Genomic DNA, 18,568 nt, shown 5'->3' on the forward strand with positions numbered 1-18,568 from the left:
TCGACGATGAGCGGCGCATCCACGAGCGGAACCGATCACCAGCATCAAGCGGCCTCCCTGCGTTCAAAATGGGGTTGGTTTTTGGCGTTGGGCATCGGCCTGGCGTCGGCTGGAGTGCTGGCCGTGGCGCTGCCGGTGGTTTCCACATTCGCGGCAAGCGTTGTCCTTGGAATCGTCCTTTCGCTCGCGGGCATTGTGAAGATGGTTCAATCCCTGCGAGTCAAGGAGTGGAGCGGATTCATCTGGCAAGAGCTCACGGGCGCGGTCGAGCTGGTCGGCGGCATCCTTATATACTTCGATCCCTTCAAGGGCGCTCTGGCGATCACGCTTCTGATCGCCTTGGTATTTCTGGTGCAGGGCATCCTGCAAGTCGCCCTCGCGTTCCGGGTGCGCGATCAAGATGGTTGGCAGTGGTTCGGAGTATCGGGCCTGGTCGCCCTTGCCGCTAGTGCGACGCTCGCATTGAAGTTGCCCTATACCAGCATTTACACACCAGGTACGGTCGCTGGCATTTCCCTCCTTGTCGCCGGTGGCGCCTACATTGCCATTGCCCTGACGATGCGTAGAGCCCGGTCATGAAGGCGCCGTGCGAAACATCCGAGCGACATCGTCCGGTCGCGAGGCGGCGATGGATCAGCCGCGCTTCTTGGGCATGCTTGATGGCTGCTGGCTTGGGGGGCGCCGGACCACCTTTCATCAGTTCGATTTCATTCGCCCAGCAACCTGGCGGAACGCAGGCCCCGCCGCCCGCTGTCGTCGTCGAGAAGATCGAGGTTCAGCGGGTCAGCACTCCCGTGCAGTTTACCGGTCGCGTGGAAGCGATAGAGGCAGTCGACATCCGGGCGCGTGTCACCGGCTTTCTGCACTCCGTCGATTTCAAGGGTGGACAAGCGGTAAAGGCTGGGGAAACTCTGTTCGAGATCGAGCCGGATCAACTCAATGCCCTGGTTGCGTCGGCACGGGCGCAGGTGGCGCGTGCCGAGGCAACACGAATATCGGCCGAACGGAGCCTGGCGCGCAACCAGGATCTGTTCGCCCGAAGAACGATCTCACAGGCCGCTCTAGACGAGGTCCAGGCGGCATTCGATGTCGCTGCCGCGGACGTGCAGGTTGCCCAGGCGTCCCTGACTACCGCCGAACTCAACCTGTCCTATGCTCGTATCACTGCCCCGATCTCCGGCAACATCGGCCGCGCGACGTTCACGACCGGCAATCTGGTCGGATCGGATTCCGGTGCGCTGGCACGCATAGTCGGCCTGGACACCGTCCGCGTGGCTTTCGCTGTGACCGAAGGGTTGCTTGTGACGATCCGGCAGCAGGAGGCGACGAGCGGCAGTAACGTCGATCCGAGCACATTGAAACTTTCGCTGCGTCTTGCGAACGGGACGGACTACGACACGCCCGGTCGAATCGAATTTATCGAGAACGAGATCGACCCGCAGACTGGGACGGTCGCGGCCCGCGCGGTTTTCCCCAATCCTCGCCATATCCTTCTGCCGGGACAGTTCGTCACCCTCTACGTGCGGGAGAAAGACGCGCCCAGCTTGCCGATAGTACCTCAGGCAGCGGTGCTGCAGGATCGCGAGGGGCGCTTCGTCTATCTGCTCGGCAAGAGCAACACCGTCTCGCAACGGCGCATCGACACGGGCGCACGCGTCGACAATGGCTGGGCGGTCACCATTGGCCTCAGCGGCGGCGAGCAGGTCGTCGTCCAGGGAATCCAGCGTCTTGTCGAAGGCATGACAGTTCAGCCGAGCCAAGGCCAGCCCGTTGGCGATGGCCAATGATCTCCGATCTGTTCATCACCCGGACCCGGCTGGCGATTGTCTTGTCGATCGTCATTTCGATTGCAGGCGCGATCGCCATTTTTTCGCTGCCGGTGCAGCAATATCCAGAGATCACGCCGCCCACCGTCAGCGTCTCGGCCATCTATCCCGGCGCGAGTGCGGAAGTAATAGCCGATGTCGTCGGCGGGCCTCTGGAGACGGCCATCAATGGCGTCCCCAACATGATGTACATGTCGTCGACAAGTTCGAATGCCGGGCAATATTCGCTGTCCGTGACGTTTGAAGTCGGCACGGATCCAGACATTGCGCAGGTCAATGTGCAGAACAGGGCGCAACTGGCGATTTCTCAATTGCCGGCCGCGGTCACCCAGCAAGGCGTGTCGGTGCGGTCGAGATCGCCCGATTTCGTGCTTGGCATCGCCTTCTATTCTCCGGACGGCAAGCTCGACGTGCTGCAGATCACCAATTTCACCTCGACAACGATCGCCGATGCGCTCTCGCGTGTCACCGGTGTCGGCGAGGCTTCCGTCGTCGGCGCGTCCGAATACTCGATGCGCATATGGATGGATCCGGCACGCATGGATGCGCTCGGCATAACGGCCGATGACGTGGCCACCGCCATTCAGCGGCAGAACATCCAGGCCTCGCTTGGCCAGGCCGGGGCCCCACCGGCGCGGGAAGGCACCGAGCTGCAATATACGCTCGTGGCCCGCGGCCGCCTCATGAGCACGGATGAATTCGGGGCCATCGTCGTGCGCACCGGCGAGGCCGGAGCGATCGTACGGTTGCACGACATCGCCCGCATCGAACTCGGCGCGCGCAATTATTCATCGAGCGCGAGCTTCGCCGGGCATGACACGGCGATGCTTCAGATAAACCAGGCGCCGGGAGCCAACGCGATCCAGACCGCCAACGCCGTGCTCGCCGAGCTAAAGCGTCTTGCACCCACGTTTCCGCCCGGCCTCCAGTACCAGGTCGTCTACGACGCGACACGGTTCGTCCGTACGAGCCTCTCGCTCATCGTGCGGATCCTCGGCGAGGCTTTCCTGATCGTGCTCGTCGTCACCTATCTGTTCTTGCAGGACTGGCGGGCCACCCTGGTCTCGGCGCTGGCCATGCCCGTCGCAATGCTGGGCGCCATCGCCATCCTGCTGGCGTTCGGATATTCGATAAACTCGATCTCGCTGCTAGCCCTGGTGCTGGCGATCGGACTGGTCGCCGACGACGCCATCCTTGTCGTCGAGAACGTCAAGCATGTCATGGAGGAAGACCCCGAGGTCGAAACCGCGGCGGCCGCTCGCAAGGCGATGGGGCAGATCACGGGGCCGATCATTTCCACCACGCTCGTCCTCCTCGCCGTGGTGATCCCGACAGCTTTCCTATCCGGCATAAGCGGGCAGCTTTACCGTCAGTTCGCGGTCACCTTGTCGGCGGCGCTGGTTATCTCGTCCGTAGTCGGCCTCACGCTCAGCCCGGCGCTCAGCGCGATCCTGCTGAGGCGCGGCCAGAGCGGATACCGGCGCGGTCCGCTTGGCTGGTTCGCGCGCTTCATGAACGCGACGCGCGTCGGCTATGGTCGGCTGGTCGGTTTCCTGGTGCGCCTGTGGATCATACCGCTCGCCGCGCTTGCCGCCTGCTTCCTGGGTGCCTTCCTGCTGTTCAGCAGTCTTCCCGCTACTTTCCTCCCGGACGAGGACCAGGGCGCCCTGTTTGTCGATATCCAGCTTCCGAATGCCGCCTCGCTCGATCGCACGAGGGCGATTGTCGGCGAGGTTCAACGGACTCTGTCGGCAACGAAAGGCGTCGAAAACGTCATTTCGGTCGCAGGCTTCAGCATCGTGCAGGGGACACAATCTCCCAACGGAGCGATGGTGGTTGCGGCGCTGGATCCTTGGGATCAGCGCAACACGCCGGATCTGCGGCTGGACGCCATCCTCGCAAGATTGCGTGCGCAATTCTCAACCATTCCGGGCGCCAATGTTGCAGTCTTTTCGCCACCGGCCATTTCCGGCATCGGGGCGGTCGGTGGGCTCGATCTGCGCCTCCAGGCTTTGCAGGGCCAGCCGCCGGAGGAGATCGCGGCGGTGGTCCGTGCATTCGTTTCGGAGATCAACCAGGCGCCGGAGATCGGCGGTGTGGCGACTACCTTCAGCGCCGATGTGCCGCAGATTTATGTCGATGTCGACCGGACCCGCGCGGAAGCGCTTGGAGTGAGCGTGTCCGACATCTATTCGACGATCGGCGCCAGCTTTGGGTCTCGTTACGTGAACGATTTCACGCTGCAGGGGCGAGTTTTCCAAGTCAACCTGCAGGCTGACGCCGAGCATCGCGGGGACGCCGAGGATATCCTCAATCTCCATGTTCGCAGCCGGACGGGTGCGATGGTGCCGCTCAGGGCGGTGGTGTCGACCAGCACTGTGCTCGCGCCCTTCGTCATCTCCCGCTACAACCTCTCGGTAGCGGCACAGATCAACGGCCAAGTCGCGCCAGGCGGCAGTTCCGGGGCAGCGATGGATGCCATCGAACGCGTCGCGGCCCAGGCGCTGCCGGCCGGCTATGGCTACGAGTGGTCCGGCCTGTCGTTCCAGGAACGGCGCAGCGCCGGACAGGAGACCATGATCTTCGGACTGGCCTTCCTGTTCGCCTATCTGTTCTTGGTAGCGCAGTACGAAAGCTGGATGCTTCCAATCGCCGTAATTCTGTCCCTTGGAGCCGCCTTGTTCGGCGCCACTGGGGCGCTCATGCTTTTCGGACTGCAAAACAGTCTTTATGTGCAGATCGCCATCGTGCTGCTCATCGGGCTGGCGTCGAAGAACGCCATCCTGATCGTCGAATTCGCCAAGGAACGCCGCGAGGAGGGGCAACCGATCGACGAAGCGGCAAGACTTGGCGCCGAGCAGCGGTTCCGTGCCGTGATGATGACGGCTCTGTCTTTCATTCTGGGCATTATTCCACTGGCGGTGTCCACCGGCGCAGGAGCCGGCGCGCGCCAGGCGGTGGGTGTCACAATCTTTGGCGGCATGCTGGCCGCAACGACGATCGGCCTTTTCATCATCCCGGCCTTATTCGCGGCGATCCAGCATATTGCGGAGTGGGCCACTGTCCGGCCGAAGGCAGGGATCGACACCAATGAGGGAGTCCAGCAATCGGGGAGGGAGCCATGACTGCCTATGAGAATGGAACCGCATCGACCTTGCCACCCACATCGGTTCGTCTTCTCCTTGGCCTCGTGCTGATTGTCGGGGGCATATTCGTCTTGGGTGACGTTGCGCTGGCTACCGTGATCAGCGCCATTGTCATTGGTGTTACGGCCATCGTCGTGGGTGCGTTCGAGATGATGCACGCCTTCTGGATGAAGGGATGGGGCGGCTTCATATGGCAATTCCTCCTCGGCATCCTGTATATTGTTTTTGGTGCCATGGTGGTGAGGCAGCCTGTGTCAGGCGCCCTTGTCCTGACCTACGTCCTCGGACTGCTGCTTGTGGCCTCGGGCATCGTGCGCCTCTTTGTCGGCGTCAGGCACTGGAGCGACGTCGGCTGGGCGATGGTTCTGTCCGGAGCATTCGGATTTCTGGCTGGACTTGTTGTCCTGACTGGATGGCCCACGACCGGCCTTTGGGTGCTTGGATTCTTGCTGGGTATCGACCTCATTTCGCATGGCATTGCCTGGCTGACAAACGGCTGGGTATCTGCGGCCAAGACAGCGTGAATTCTCGCGGCGGCCGGGCTCGCGGATTTGATCGCTGGGCGGTGCTGCGTTGCGGGCCGCGGATCGGTCCGTCAATGCAGATGGTGCTCGCATTGTTCGATGGGGTTGGATCGGGTTACCCGATTTAAGCGAGATCGACCACGCCGGTCATTGCGCCTGGAGCCGAAGAAGCAAACGGCTCAGACGCTCAGACGGGGCAGCGGTCTGCACCTCGTTCATATGCCAGTTCGATGGTCCGTTTTTGACACCAGCTCTCACTTCGCTCGGGCAGTATCCGAACTCGCGTCTAAAAGCCCGGCTGAATTCAGCGCCATCACCGAAGCCGTGTTCGTCAGCAATGTCGAGAATTCGACGGCGGTCATTCGGATCAGCGAGCGCTGCATGGGCCGCCAGGAGCCGCCGATGCTGGATGTAGTGCACGATCCCTCCGGAAGCCTCGAACAGTCGGTAGAGACGTGAACGCGAAATACCGAGTCCGCGTGTCAAACGCTCGGTGCCGAGATCCGGTTCAAACAGATGAAGTTGCACGAATCGACGGGCGCGCTCGATCAAGGTGGCGGAAATCGGATCATGGGCTTCGGCGAGATGGTCAGAGCATGGCGCGATGCAACCCTGTAGCATCGCTCTGGTCGCACCGAGCAAGCCAGGAAGATCGCCAACATTAATCGTAGGAAGCCTCTGGGCGAGGCTGGCCAGATAGTCGGCAAGCAGCGTCCCCATGCCTCCACCGAGAACGGTGAACTCGGCCATGTCGAGACCCCACCCCATGTCACGGCAGAAGTCGCGGGGTACGAAGAGCAACAGCATTTCGCTGTCTGTAACGCTGCCCTCGAAGACCCGGCCAAGCGAATGCACCTGCACCGATCCGGCCTCTCCGTCGAAAGACCTGGATGGAGTGGTCGTCTGCGATCTGCCGTCCCGGATAAGGGTCACCAACCAATGATCGATGGGGTCCCGGCGAATGCGACCCGCCAGGCTGGTAAAATCCAAGCCATTGGTGCTGATCTGAGCCAGGGCAAGATCGCCTAGGTCCCAGAGAAGCTGCGTGCCGGCGAAACCCGCCGCAGTATCGCTCGGCTCGACAAAGTCGAGCATAGTCGCGAAGTTCTGGCGCCATGCCGCAAACTGGTCGCTCGGAGGCAGTTCCCGAGTCGAGAATTCAAAGCAGGGAACCGGAACGCGTTCCGGGACAACCGGACGCAGATCATTCTTGGGAGCGACCGCTGCTGCTTGAGGCAACGGCTCGGCGAAGTCGACCGAAAGCGCCCTCGCTGCGTTAGCGGTCACAATCGGACCTCCTAACGGGCGCAAGCCCTGACCGGGCCAGATTTCCCGCTCAGGGTCTTCAACAACCAGTCCACAACGTCGGCACGCCGAAAGCAAAGATACATTAGGGATGCGTTATGCGCACCCCTCTTCGCGCAGCCCGCGACTGTCGGCAAGAGCACTCTCATCAGAGATATCTTTCAAAGACAAGAATATCTCCCCGCAAGTGCCAATCTAAACCGGTTTTTCCGGTTGTACAAGGTAGTTGGATTTCGACGCCCCCGCCTGGCCGTGAAGCATAGTTAATACCGCTAAGAAGCACCGGATCTTTCGACAGGACCTCCGGACAGCAGCGCAGCAATCCAGCGTGTCGAGTGTTGGTGCATGCAACATGTGACTACAACAATCAGAATTGGGACGCCGATGAAAGCCCCGGGCAAACCCCATAAAAAGCTCCAGAAGAAGATGGCAAACATCACGGCAAAGGGCGAGATCGCCAGCGATGCGCCGGTCAGGGATGGCTCCAGATAACTGCCGATAACGAACTGAATGGCGTTCAGGCCGAGGAACACAATCAGGGCCAACTGCCACGACCCGGACTGCGCGACAGCGAACAAGGTCGGAAAGATTGTAGCCACCAACGGTCCGACGAACGGAATATAGTTCAGCGCAAAAGCGATCGCCGCCCAAGCGCTTGCGAGTTCGAGCCCGGCAGCCAAGGCAAACCCCCACACGACCAAGCCCGTCAGGTCGTGTCTGTCATTTCTGCCTTGTCGTCTGTTGAGCGCAACGGTCGCAATCTCCGGAACGGAAGTGCTCACGGTCGAGAAAGAAGCCAAGCTCAAATTCCTGCCGGAAGCCTCAACGGCAGCGGCCGGCATGGACTGGCCGAAAACCATCCGCACGGGCCACGCAAGCGTTGGAGAAGGTGCGCAGGCGCCCACTCCTGCTCGCACAAACCGGAGCAAACTCTCGAGTACAGGCTATCGGCTGGGGCGGCCGCGATATGCGACACTGGCCATTGCTCACCACCTGGAATCCTTGGGCGCGAGCCATGCACGCGTTGCCAAATGTCTGCAGCCTTTCGCCTCGTCGACCGCAAACGGGGGCATGCTGGAAGGTGCAGGCCTGGGGTCGCGGGGGAACAGGACGAGGATGATCGACGGCGACTGTGCATGCCGACAACAATGCAGCGACCAGCAAGCACGTGCTCGGGCGGGCAAACAGGCGTTGCACCTGGTTCATCTCACTTCTCTTTCGGATCGCCCTCGACGCCTGGCTCCCCCTACGGCAAATGCAATGCACGCGGTAAGGACGAGGCCGCCTAACAATCCTGCGATGCCAACCCCGACAAGGATTGCCGGGGTAAGGACGCCAACGCCTTGCGCCGTGGCGTCCACCGCGCCTTCCACCTTTCCGACAATACGGGCGACGCCTGGCAGCTGTCCGGCCAGCCAGGTCAGAGCCAGTCCGCCGATCGCGCCCGTCAAGGCATCGGCTTTTGCGCCCAGACGAAGACCCGTCCATCGCCCCAGAGCGAGGCCGGCCGCTGCACCACAGATGACCTCTATGGCGAGTACGACAGCAGTCTCGAATGCGCCCATCGTTCTGTCCACGTTGCTAGGCGATCGGCTCACGCGATTCCTGAGCGGCGTTGAATCTTATGCGGCTTTGGACGCCTGACTAAGCGCCTCACGAAGGATCTGCTCCTTCGTCTCGTCCAGCGATGTCTTGAGTACGACGCCACCAAATCCCTTGATTGCGCTCAGCACCTTATCGGCGGTCATTCCGTGAACGAGCACAAACAATGCAGCATTTCCCGGCTGCAAGGTGGCCGACAGATCCTTCATGAAAGCATCGTTTATTCCGACGTCAGTCAGTGCGCCGCCAAGCGCGCCGGAAGCGGCGCCAATCGCCACACCGTCTTGGTCGCGATCACGGCGTCGCCGATGTTGATGAGGTATTCCTTCTGCAATGCAAACAGGCGCTGGCGCACCTCTTCAGCCTTGGCTTCGGAGGGGTAGACTATGACGACCAGGTCGGACATGGGGCCTCCACTGCGAAAATCGATGGGATCGAGATGCGCTCACAAGATTGCGGGATGCCATTTTAGGTCTCTACCAAAGCGAAGAAATTAGCCGGGAATCCCAGGCCTTTGCGGTCCGTCCCTTTTTGATTGCAGCCCAAGACGACAGAACGGCTTCGACTGGCGCCCGATCACCGCAGGCAGTTACTTCATCTCAACGGTACACAGCCGTCATCCGGAGGTCTGCATGAAGTGGCATTGTCTGATCGGGCTTCCGCGAAGGGGGAGAGCGCATTGGGAATTCGGACAAGAACAGAGCACCGCTGGATGACATCAGAAGATGGAAGTGGGTTTCCTGACCTGTTCTTCTTGGCCAAACAGGTCATGCGTCGCCCTGCGAGCATTGCGGCGGAGCAAGATACGAAACGCGATCACCTGCATGGCGCCTCGAAGACTCGCCCGTGCCGATCCCGGTATCGACAATATCCGCGACGGTCGGCCGCCGCTCCGATCAAGGTGCCCGCGACGGCCCCGATTGCACCGCCAACGACCGCATTTCGCACGTCGTTGCCGCCAGCTGCCGTTCCGAGCGCGGCGCCGCCAACCCCCCCGATCACAGCGCCTTTTTCCGCGTTGGTGCAGCCTGTCAAACCTGAGGCGACCGCAAGCGCAAGAGCCAATTTCCTCACAATGGTCTCCTCGTAGCTACCTGGCAATCTTCAGCGATGGCGCACCAGGATGGGGCGGAAAGCGCAGTGCGTTAGGGCCATCGTCTTCATTCGCAGCTGTCAGCCTTTCATGAGTGCCCCAACGAACCCGGCCAACACAATCAGGACAAGACCTCCCAGCAGCCCTGCTATTCCCGCTCCGATCAACATGGTCGGCGTCAGGCCATCGGCGTGGTGGCCGATGAGGGGCCCGACACCTGGAATCCGGGCGGAGGGCCATACAAAAAGCAGACCGCCAATGCCGCCGATTATGCCGTCGGCTGTCCTGCCAAGGCTGAAACTTGGCACCCGGCGGCCGAGCGCAATTCCGCTTGCAGCGCCGCAGACGAACTCTATGACCATGATTGCCACGGCCGTCATGGCTACGCGTCCAGGAATTTAGAGAGCTCCACCATAGAACCCCACAATGCCGATTCTAGCGGACGAGCGACGTCTTGAGCCGCGCCGCCATATTTTCTGATCTCCATCAGGATTTCGCAATCATGATGAGGACGATGGTCGAGTTGCCGTACACCTTATCCGAGCGGGCGCGCGAAGAAATTAGCTGAGAATCCCGTGGTTGAGCTCTACGTCTCATTGTGGGGCGGCAACACAACTCACTGCCTTCGTCGATCCGTACAGCGATCTGAAATGTGTTGGTCCGGCGCCGGTATCAGGCTATCTTGTCGGCGTGTATGCAGGGTACGAGTTTTGCACTCATGGATGGATAGGTTCCGTGAACAAAGACTCTCTCGAAGCTACAAGTGTGACCGATTTTCGCCAGAAACGGCGATCCGAGTTGCTGACTTTCTTCGTCCTAGCTTTTGGCATTTGGCCGATTGCAGCAGTTGGCGCGGTCGGCGGATACGGTTTCCTCATCTGGATGTGGCAGATTGTCTTCGGCCCGCCGGGACCTCCCCACGGCTTGCATTGAGGGTCGGCGATGGACCACGCCCGCAATCTGAGCCGCCGCAATTTTCTGCAAGGCCGCACCGTTCCGGCCTTGGGCATCCGGCCTCCAGGCATGTCGAACCATGGTCTTGATACCTGCACGGGCTGCGCAGCCTGCGTCGATGCTTGCCCGACAGGCATCATTTCTCTCGTTCACGCCTTTCCGGCTCTCGATTTCACCGTCGGAGAATGCACCCTTTGCGGTGAATGCGCGAAGGCCTGCCCGGAGCCCGTGTTCAGCACAGACACGCCGCGAAGATTCGCGCATGCGGTCGCCATATCCGCGTCCTGCTTTGCGAAGTCAGGCATCGCCTGCCAGTCATGCCTCGACGCCTGTCCCGAGCAGGCGATACACTTCCGGCCACGCATTGGCGGTCCCTTTCTTCCAGAACTGAACGAGGACGCCTGCAGCGGATGCGGGGCGTGCATCCGCGTTTGTCCCGCCAGCGCGATCGGCGTGAGTGAACGGGCCAGGGACGACATCCATGCCTGAGGATCGGCGCTACCATCACATATCGAGCGCAGTCGTCTCGGTGCTGCCGACGAGGGGGATGATGTCGCGGCGCAGCTGTCAGCGATGCGCGATGTCGAGGTCTATGCACATGAAGGCGGCAAGATCGTCGTCGTCATCGAGGGCACGAGCACAGGGGCGATGGGCGACTATCTCACCCGAATCGCGCTGCTCGACGGGGTTATTGCTGCGAACATGGTGTTCGAACATATCGAGGCCGAGGAGGGCACCGGGCAATGACGTTCGAATTGACGCGGCGCGATATCCTGAAAGCCCATGCCGCGGGCATAGCCGCGGCGACCGCGGGGATTGCGCTCCCTGCATCCGCCCAGCCCGTTCCCGGCGGCGTGAGCGCGCTTGAAATCAAATGGTCCAAGGCCCCCTGCCGTTTCTGCGGGACCGGATGCGGTGTCATGGTCGGCGTCAAGGAGGGCCAGGTCGTCGCGACCCACGGCGATATGCAGGCCGAAGTTAACCGCGGCCTGAACTGCGTCAAAGGGTATTTCCTGTCCAAGATCATGTATGGCGCCGATCGGCTGACCACGCCGCTTTTGCGCAAACGCAACGGCGTGTTCGACAAGGAAGGCGAGTTCGAGCCGGTCTCCTGGGACGAGGCTTTCGACGTGATGGCCCAAAAGTGCAAGCAGGTGCTGAAGGATAAAGGGCCGACGGCAATCGGCATGTTCGGCTCCGGCCAGTGGACGATCCATGAAGGCTATGCCGCGACCAAGTTGATGCGGGCCGGCTTCCGCTCCAACAATCTCGATCCCAATGCCCGTCACTGCATGGCGTCCGCCGCCTACGCTTTCATGCGGACATTTGGCATGGACGAGCCGATGGGTTGCTACGACGATTTCGAGGCCGCCGATGCGTTCGTGCTGTGGGGTTCGAACATGGCCGAAATGCACCCGATCCTGTGGACGCGGCTGGCGGACCGGCGGCTCGGCCACCCGCATGTGAAGGTCGCGGTGCTGTCGACCTTCACGCATCGCAGTATGGATCTGGCCGACGTGCCGATCATATTCAAGCCGGGTACGGATCTTGTCATCCTCAACTACATCGCGAACCACATCATCACGACGGGTCGCGTCAATGAGGCATTCGTGCGCGACCACACCACCTTCATGAAGGGCGCAACCGATATTGGCTATGGTCTCAGGCCTGAACATCCGCTGGAGATAGCCGCGACCGGCGCGGCCAACGCCGGCAAGATGGAGCCCATCGACTTCGATGAATTCAAGGCGTTCGTGTCGGACTACACGCTCGAAAAGACGGTTGAACTGACCGGCGTGGAAAGAGAATTCCTCGAGGAGCTTGCAGAACTCTATGCAGACCCCAGTCGCAAGGTCATGTCGCTCTGGACCATGGGATTCAACCAGCATGTCCGCGGCGTGTGGGCCAACCAGATGGTCTACAATATTCATCTGCTGACCGGAAAAATCTCCGAGCCCGGTAACAGCCCGTTCTCGCTGACCGGGCAGCCCTCGGCCTGCGGCACAGCGCGTGAGGTCGGGACATTCGCGCATCGCCTGCCGGCAGACATGGTGGTCACCAACCCCGAGCACCGCGCGCATGCGGAGGAAATCTGGAAATTGCCGCATGGCCTGCTGCCGGAAAAGCCAGGCTATCACGCGGTCGAGCAGGACCGGATGCTGAAGGACGGCAAGCTGAATTTCTATTGGGTGCAGGTCAACAACAACGTCCAGGCGGCGCCGAATGACAGTCAGGAGACCTATCCTGGCTACCGCAATCCCGACAATTTCATTGTCGTGTCCGATGCCTATCCGACGGTGACGGCGATGAGCGCCGATTTGATCCTGCCGGCAGCCATGTGGGTCGAGAAGGAAGGTGCCTACGGCAACGCCGAGCGACGAACGCACGTCTGGCACCAATTGGTGCAGGCCAAGGGCGAGGCGCGCTCCGATCTCTGGCAGTTGGTCGAATTTTCCAAGCGCTTTACGACCGACGATGTTTGGCCCGCGGAAATCCTGGACAGTAGCCCAGAGTATCGGGGCAAGACGCTTTTTGACGTGCTCTTCCGAAACGGCAATGTCGACAAATTTCCGGTCAGCGAGGTCGACCCGGACTACGACAACAACGAAGCCAGGGATTTCGGGTTCTATCTGCAGAAGGGGTTGTTCGAGGAGTACGCCACATTTGGGCGCGGACACGGACACGATCTGGCGCCCTATGACCGCTACCACGAAGAGAGGGGCCTGCGCTGGCCCGTGGTAGATGGCAAGGAGACTAAATGGCGTTACCGCGAGGGCTACGATCCTTACGTCAAGCCGGGCGAGGGCGTGCGATTCTATGGTAAGCCCGACGGGAAGGCCGTCATCCTTGCGGTGCCCTACGAGCCGCCGGCGGAATCGCCGGATAAGGAATACGATCTCTGGCTGGTCACCGGACGTGTTCTGGAACACTGGCATTCTGGGTCGATGACTATGCGTGTTCCGGAACTCTACAGGGCGTTTCCCGGGGCGTGCTGCTTCATGAACGCCGACGATGCGCGCAAGCGCGGCCTGAACCAGGGCGCCGAGATCAGGATCATCTCGCGCCGGGGAGAGATCAGGTCGCGGCTAGAAACGCGCGGCCGCAACCGGATGCCCAAGGGCGTGATCTTCGTACCGTGGTTCGACGCCAGCCAGTTGATCAACAAGGTCACGCTTGACGCCACCGATCCCATCTCTAAACAGACGGATTTCAAGAAATGCGCGGTCAAGATCGTTTCGGCCTCTTGATAAAGCGGCGCAAGCTGGCGATGGGCATCGCCGTCGCCATCCTTTTCACAGGGACCGCCGCGATCGCCCAGATGGCCTCGAAACTGACAGGGGCGACGCCGCCTATGGGGTCAGTTCCCGCTCAACCTCTACCGAAATGGATCGTCGACGATATTCGCAAGATGCGCGCCTATCCAGACCAACCCCCGGTGATCCCGCATTCGATCGAGGGTTATCAATTGTCAGTCAACACCAACCGCTGTCTCTCGTGCCACAAGCGCGAGTTCACCGAAGGTTCTGGCGCACCGATGATCAGCGTTACCCATTACATGACGCGCGAAGGTCAGATGATCGCCGATGTCTCGCCGCGACGCTACTTCTGCACGGCCTGCCATGTGCCACAGGCCAACGTTCAGCCTCTTGTCCAAAACCTCTTCAAGGACATGAGCGAGTTGGGTGTCAAACCCGCTGGGAGCGAGTAGGCATGCAGCGGATAAAAAAAATTGCGCTGTGGGCAGGGCGCATCCTCACCGCGCCAGCCGCAACCCTCAGTCTCGCATTCCTGACGCTCGGCGGCTTCGTTGGCGGCGTCATGTTCTGGGGCGCTTTCAATACTGCGCTTGAATTGACCAACACCGAGCAATTCTGCATTTCGTGCCAYGAGATGGAGGACAACGTCTATCAGGAACTGACGCGGACGGTCCACTTCTCCAACCGTTCTGGAGTCCGCGCTTCTTGCCCGGACTGCCATGTGCCGCACAAATGGACCGACAAGATCGCGCGCAAGATGCAGGCTTCGAAAGAAGTCTGGGGCAAGATCTTCGGCACCATCAACACGAGACGCAAGTTTCTCGACATGCGCCTCTATCTTGCCGAACATGAGTGGGCGCGGCTGAAGGCCAATGACAGCCTCGAATGTCGTAACTGCCATTCGTCGGTCGCCATGGACCTGTCAAAGCAGACCGTGCGGGCCGCCGAAATCCATACACGCTACCTGCTTTCCGGCGAGGCGACATGCATCGACTGTCATAAGGGCATCGCGCATGAGTTGCCGAATATGGAGGGCGTCGATCCGGGCTGGAAGGTGCGGCCGGAACTCCAGGGCGAGAAGCTTCCGAAGTCCTCCGCCATCGACGAACTCGAGCGTTTGATGGCGACTTATCATCCCGGGCGCTAAAGGACGGCGGTTTCGCATGATCGCCCATCACCAACAAAGCGAGAATCCGTTCAAACGCCGTATGGGTAGGATCATCAACCCCGGTATCACTCGAACGATCGACTGTCAGGGATGTGCTACTGGCGGTCATCCGACGAGGTGCCAGCCCCAGGTCTGAATGCACAGACTTTGCCCGCGACTTGCCGGCCTTGCCCGCATGGCCCAAAGGTTATCTTGGGGAGGGCGCGCTCAGCAAGTGACGAGCTCGGTGTGGCCAAAGCCCTTGGAGTAATCGAGCACTGAGATGACCGAAGGCATCACGCGAAATATGCGCACCTGCTCCGGCGTCGGCATCGGGCCCGGCAACGAAACTTGCTCGGGATACTTCAGCGGCAGCATCCGCAGAACCTTTTCCGCTTCGGCACGGTCCACCACCGGCTGCGCACGCGCCGCCATGGAAAGTCCGGTGATTTCCATCACCTGTGGCGCGTCGTGATCGATGGTCAAGGACACGCGATCGTCTCGCGCCAGATTCGCAGCCTTCTGGCTTTCCAGACCGCAGAGGAAGTAAAGGGTAAGGCCTTCGTTCACGTAGCCGACGGTCGTCGCCTGCGGCCAGCCGTCCGGCCTCAGCGTTGCAACCGTCATGATCCAATGCTGATCCAACAACGTCTCGATCTTGTTTCTGCTCTCTTCGTCCATCTGCTGTCTCCAAAATCACTGCTGACCGTGACCATGGTAGGCGCCGTAGGCCGTCTCGCATTGACGCACATCAACACAGTGGCGGGCAAACGCGCCTCGGTCGTGTTAGCTGGCGGAACGAAAGGCAAATCAGTTGTGCCCGTTCTGCGGCAAAAGGTTCGTTTCCTTGGCTATGCTGAATGTCAGCATTTCGCAGCGCCAAGCGGACTTGGCTAGCGTGCGCAAAGCGCGGGAGGGGATTGTCGAGTTGCGGCCGGGGACGGCGAGACCCACTCCCCGTCGACCCCATCGCTGGTTCGCAGCCGGCTCGGCACCGGCGGAAAAGAGGGAACAATCCCAGGCTCTTAAGTTACCACCGAAAGGCTCGCCGAGGTCGGCTGCAACACGCCGGGGAACGGGCCGATCCTGGCGCGATGCCCGGACTGGAAGAGGTTGCTGTGGAGGTTGGCGATCCACTGCTTGCCTTCCGTCGTTAGCTCCAGATAGCGGATCGCGTCGCCGATATAGGGCTCGACCTGCAGCGTGAAGAAATCGGTGAAGATGGCGCCGAGATCGGCGGCGGTCTTGCAGCCGAGCTTTTCCACCATCCCGATCTCAGAGAACTCGGCAAACAGCGCCGGCAGCTTGCGGTGGTAGAAGGGATCAGCGAGCTGGCCGATCAGGTCCGCGGCCCTGACCAGCGCCGGCTCGGTGTTGGTGACCTGGTAGGCCGGATCGTTCGGCACCGGAAAGCGCGTCATCTCGATCGCCGCGACAATGCGCTCCTCATTGACGAACTTCGAGGAAGCAAAACGTTGGCGCGCATAGATTTTGGCGCGCTCGATATGATAGGGCGCAAGCACCGCGTCGGAGGCGCCGCGCGGTGGCGTAAAGAAGTCGCCGGCCTCGTTAATGACGAAGCTGTCCTCGGTGTCGCCCTGGCACACGCCGTGGACCATGCCGATGTCGTGGACAAGCAACGCGCAGGTATAATGCAGCCAGTCATCGGGGGTCAGGGATTCCGAAAGCAGCCGGCCGCGGATGATCTGCTGGCCAGCGAGCGTAACCATCAGCGTGTGCTCGATGTTGTGGTAGAGGGCGTTCGAATTGCCGATGCGCTCCAGGACAAGGCGGGCCGCTCCACCTATGTAGCTCGCATATTCCGGATTGCGATGCGAGAAATACTGGAGATAGAGGTCTGACAGATAGTCGCCGAGCCGGTCGGCCATGATGGAGATTGGATTGAGCATGACAATCGTTCCTGACCGCTTTGAAGCATGACAAGTCGCGCCGCGCGGTGGCTATCCTAGCACAGTTCCCAGATATTATCTTAGGACCGAGGCCACCGAGGCAGCGGCGACCAACGAATATCGCTGCGGTCGCCCTCGCCACTCACGAAACCGTGGCCGCTGTCGGCGCTGCACAGATCGACGGTACACGATCACAGTCCGGGACTGCACACCAGAGGTACGGTCAAGCCGTCGGTACCGCGCCGCGCCGCTCGAGCGCGGTCTTGCGGATGATTTCCGCGATCTCCGGGCTGCTGCTGCACAGCATCTGGAAATCCACCGCGTGCAGCGAGAGGAGTGAGACCACCGTTGCAGCGCTGACCGTCGCCGAACGCGGCTCGCCGCTGATCAGCGCCATCTCGCCGAAGAAGGCGCCAGGGCCAAGCTCCACCGGATTCGGCGTCGCGACGCTGACGCGCCCCTCAACGACGAAGAACATCCGATCACCGGGCTCGCCAATGCGGCAGATCACAGCGCCCGCCGGCACCATGCGAGGTCTCAACGCGCGCACGATGTCGACCAGCACCGCCGGACCGAGCTTCTGAAATAACGGCACGGCGGTGACCAATTGCCAATTACGGACGAAATCCCCGCGACGGACTTCTTGATAGAAGCCGGTGGCAAGAATGCCGGCCCAGAGCCCGAAGATGCCGATGCCACTCATCATGACCATCCCGGCAAGGACGCGGCCGGCGAAGCTTTGCGGAATTTCGTCGCCATAGCCGGTCGTGGACAGCGTGACCACCGCCCACCACATTGCCTGGGGGATGCTGCCGAACTTTTCCGGTTGGATGTCGCGCTCGATGACATAGGCGGCCAGCGCGACAGCGAACAGAACGACGCCGAAGAGCGTGGTGACGCCGATCAGGTTGCGCGCTTCGTTGGCCAGCACCCTGCCCAGCACCGGGAAGAAAGTCGAGTCGCGCAGCGGTTTCAGCAGCCAGACAGCACAGTAGAGGCTCCGGTCGGGCGTGCCGACAAGCAGAAATGCGGCGAGTGGAACCAAAACCGCGAGCACATCAATGGCGATTGCCGGCGTCCTGTCCCGAACGTCTCCCGCCCGGCGCTTGAGCAGAGTCGCGGCCAGTTCCAGGAGATAGGCGCCCCAAATGACTACGAGCACGGCAGCCAGAGCCAGTCTGCTTCGTCCGGAGATGTTCGGAGTCGTGAGCGCAGCCACCGCCAAAAGCCCAGGCGCAGCCAGAACCGCGTTGAGCGGCGCGTATATTCTTAAGAAACGCAGTACCGACATTCTGTGCCCACGAGCGCCTTGTTCCTCCAAGATAGGATGCCTTCAAGGCAAGCGCAAAGGTCCTTACTGTCGCCGCGACGTGCGTCACCGGCTGTGAACCCAGATGTCCGGGATTGCTTCGTGACCGGACGTGAACAGACAGGCCACAACCGGCGAGAATGACTCGATCCGGACAATTGCAACAGGTACCAAGCCCGATTGATCAGAGACCGTCCAGCCTATCTTACGGATAAGTCGAGCGAATTTCGGGCTACCTAGCATAGTTCAGTTTTGCCGTGACTGAGTGGTGAAGGCGGCAGTCTCGCGCTAACCAGTCTCCGGCTGAATTCCCTGAAAACAGGAAAGCAGCGAATTCGCTCGCAACAAGGCTTTGCTTCGAAGGCATTGATCGCGACAGGCGCGGATCGCGGCATGAACGGACATTCGAGCAGTGGTTTGCCAGTTTGCCCTTGTGCGAACGCCGGTATTCTTCCTCTGGTCGGCGAAAAGCTGCTTGCGACGCGGGGAAACTGC

The 18,568-nt window shown here is 60.9% G+C and carries 15 protein-coding genes and 3 pseudogenes; 10 read left to right on the forward strand and 8 right to left on the reverse strand.

Annotated features, from left to right (window positions below):
• Nucleotides 1-6 precede the first annotated feature (6 nt).
• The 4 genes from AC1D2G_RS22255 to AC1D2G_RS22270 all read left to right on the forward strand — a co-directional run bounded on the left by AC1D2G_RS22255 (nucleotide 7) and on the right by AC1D2G_RS22270 (nucleotide 5,496).
• Entirely contained in the window at nucleotides 7-579 is a 573-nt protein-coding gene (locus tag AC1D2G_RS22255) for an HdeD family acid-resistance protein (protein WP_477416655.1), read from the forward strand.
• A gap of 80 nt (nucleotides 580-659) precedes the next feature.
• Complete coding sequence (locus tag AC1D2G_RS22260; RefSeq protein WP_477416657.1) at nucleotides 660-1,787, forward strand: efflux RND transporter periplasmic adaptor subunit; 1,128 nt, start codon at nucleotides 660-662, stop codon at nucleotides 1,785-1,787.
• Nucleotides 1,784-4,951: an efflux RND transporter permease subunit gene (locus AC1D2G_RS22265; RefSeq protein WP_477416659.1), complete on the forward strand. Its 3,168-nt coding sequence runs from the start codon at nucleotides 1,784-1,786 to the stop codon at nucleotides 4,949-4,951. The genes AC1D2G_RS22260 and AC1D2G_RS22265 overlap by 4 nt, the downstream gene beginning before the upstream one ends.
• Entirely contained in the window at nucleotides 4,948-5,496 is a 549-nt protein-coding gene (locus tag AC1D2G_RS22270; protein ID WP_477299821.1) for an HdeD family acid-resistance protein, read from the forward strand. Before AC1D2G_RS22265 ends, AC1D2G_RS22270 begins: the two co-directional genes overlap by 4 nt.
• A gap of 147 nt (nucleotides 5,497-5,643) precedes the next feature.
• Here AC1D2G_RS22270 and AC1D2G_RS22275 read toward each other — a convergent pair whose 3' ends face one another.
• The 5 genes and pseudogenes from AC1D2G_RS22275 to AC1D2G_RS22295 all read right to left on the reverse strand — a co-directional run bounded on the left by AC1D2G_RS22275 (nucleotide 5,644) and on the right by AC1D2G_RS22295 (nucleotide 9,876).
• Nucleotides 5,644-6,783 carry a helix-turn-helix domain-containing protein gene (locus AC1D2G_RS22275; RefSeq protein ID WP_477416661.1) on the reverse strand — a complete coding sequence of 380 codons (1,140 nt, stop codon included), beginning with the start codon at nucleotides 6,781-6,783 and terminating at the stop codon, nucleotides 5,644-5,646.
• Between the two features lie 290 nt (nucleotides 6,784-7,073).
• Nucleotides 7,074-7,511 (reverse strand): annotated as a pseudogene (locus tag AC1D2G_RS22280) (AI-2E family transporter); the annotation flags it as partial.
• Between the two features lie 912 nt (nucleotides 7,512-8,423).
• A pseudogene (locus tag AC1D2G_RS22285) lies at nucleotides 8,424-8,809 on the reverse strand (DUF1269 domain-containing protein).
• 410 nt (nucleotides 8,810-9,219) lie between these two features.
• Nucleotides 9,220-9,477, reverse strand: a complete 258-nt coding sequence (locus AC1D2G_RS22290) for a YMGG-like glycine zipper-containing protein (RefSeq protein WP_477416663.1) — start codon at nucleotides 9,475-9,477, stop codon at nucleotides 9,220-9,222.
• Nucleotides 9,478-9,576: 99 nt separating this feature from the next.
• Nucleotides 9,577-9,876, reverse strand: coding sequence for a hypothetical protein (locus tag AC1D2G_RS22295; RefSeq protein ID WP_477416665.1), 300 nt, complete (start codon nucleotides 9,874-9,876; stop codon nucleotides 9,577-9,579).
• A gap of 355 nt (nucleotides 9,877-10,231) precedes the next feature.
• Between AC1D2G_RS22295 and napE the strand changes: the two genes are divergently transcribed.
• The 6 genes and pseudogenes from napE (at nucleotide 10,232) to AC1D2G_RS22325 (ending at nucleotide 14,854) form a co-directional block, all read left to right on the forward strand.
• Complete coding sequence (napE, locus tag AC1D2G_RS22300) at nucleotides 10,232-10,429, forward strand: periplasmic nitrate reductase, NapE protein (protein WP_477416667.1); 198 nt, start codon at nucleotides 10,232-10,234, stop codon at nucleotides 10,427-10,429.
• Nucleotides 10,430-10,438: 9 nt separating this feature from the next.
• Nucleotides 10,439-10,939 (forward strand): ferredoxin-type protein NapF, encoded by a 501-nt coding sequence (gene napF, locus AC1D2G_RS22305; protein WP_477416669.1) that lies wholly within the window; start codon nucleotides 10,439-10,441, stop codon nucleotides 10,937-10,939.
• Nucleotides 10,932-11,197 (forward strand): annotated as a pseudogene (locus AC1D2G_RS22310) (chaperone NapD). Before napF ends, AC1D2G_RS22310 begins: the two are co-directional and overlap by 8 nt.
• Nucleotides 11,194-13,698, forward strand: coding sequence for a periplasmic nitrate reductase subunit alpha (napA, locus tag AC1D2G_RS22315; RefSeq protein ID WP_477416671.1), 2,505 nt, complete (start codon nucleotides 11,194-11,196; stop codon nucleotides 13,696-13,698). Before AC1D2G_RS22310 ends, napA begins: the two are co-directional and overlap by 4 nt.
• Nucleotides 13,668-14,159, forward strand: coding sequence for a nitrate reductase cytochrome c-type subunit (locus tag AC1D2G_RS22320; protein WP_477416673.1), 492 nt, complete (start codon nucleotides 13,668-13,670; stop codon nucleotides 14,157-14,159). The genes napA and AC1D2G_RS22320 overlap by 31 nt, the downstream gene beginning before the upstream one ends.
• A 2-nt stretch (nucleotides 14,160-14,161) precedes the next feature.
• Nucleotides 14,162-14,854 (forward strand): NapC/NirT family cytochrome c, encoded by a 693-nt coding sequence (locus AC1D2G_RS22325; RefSeq protein ID WP_477228385.1) that lies wholly within the window; start codon nucleotides 14,162-14,164, stop codon nucleotides 14,852-14,854.
• A gap of 228 nt (nucleotides 14,855-15,082) precedes the next feature.
• On the opposite strand, the gene AC1D2G_RS22330 is transcribed toward AC1D2G_RS22325, so the two are convergent.
• From AC1D2G_RS22330 to AC1D2G_RS22340, 3 genes are all read right to left on the reverse strand, one after another.
• The gene (locus AC1D2G_RS22330) at nucleotides 15,083-15,535 is read right to left on the reverse strand and encodes a pyridoxamine 5'-phosphate oxidase family protein (protein WP_477416675.1); all 453 of its coding nucleotides are present in this window, start codon (nucleotides 15,533-15,535) and stop codon (nucleotides 15,083-15,085) included.
• Nucleotides 15,536-15,879: 344 nt separating this feature from the next.
• Nucleotides 15,880-16,764: a metal-dependent phosphohydrolase gene (locus AC1D2G_RS22335; RefSeq protein ID WP_477228387.1), complete on the reverse strand. Its 885-nt coding sequence runs from the start codon at nucleotides 16,762-16,764 to the stop codon at nucleotides 15,880-15,882.
• 223 nt (nucleotides 16,765-16,987) lie between these two features.
• Nucleotides 16,988-18,055 carry a cyclic nucleotide-gated potassium channel gene (locus AC1D2G_RS22340; RefSeq protein ID WP_477416823.1) on the reverse strand — a complete coding sequence of 356 codons (1,068 nt, stop codon included), beginning with the start codon at nucleotides 18,053-18,055 and terminating at the stop codon, nucleotides 16,988-16,990.
• Nucleotides 18,056-18,568 lie beyond the last annotated feature (513 nt).

It is taken from the genome of Mesorhizobium sp. P2_C7 (genome assembly GCF_056404515.1).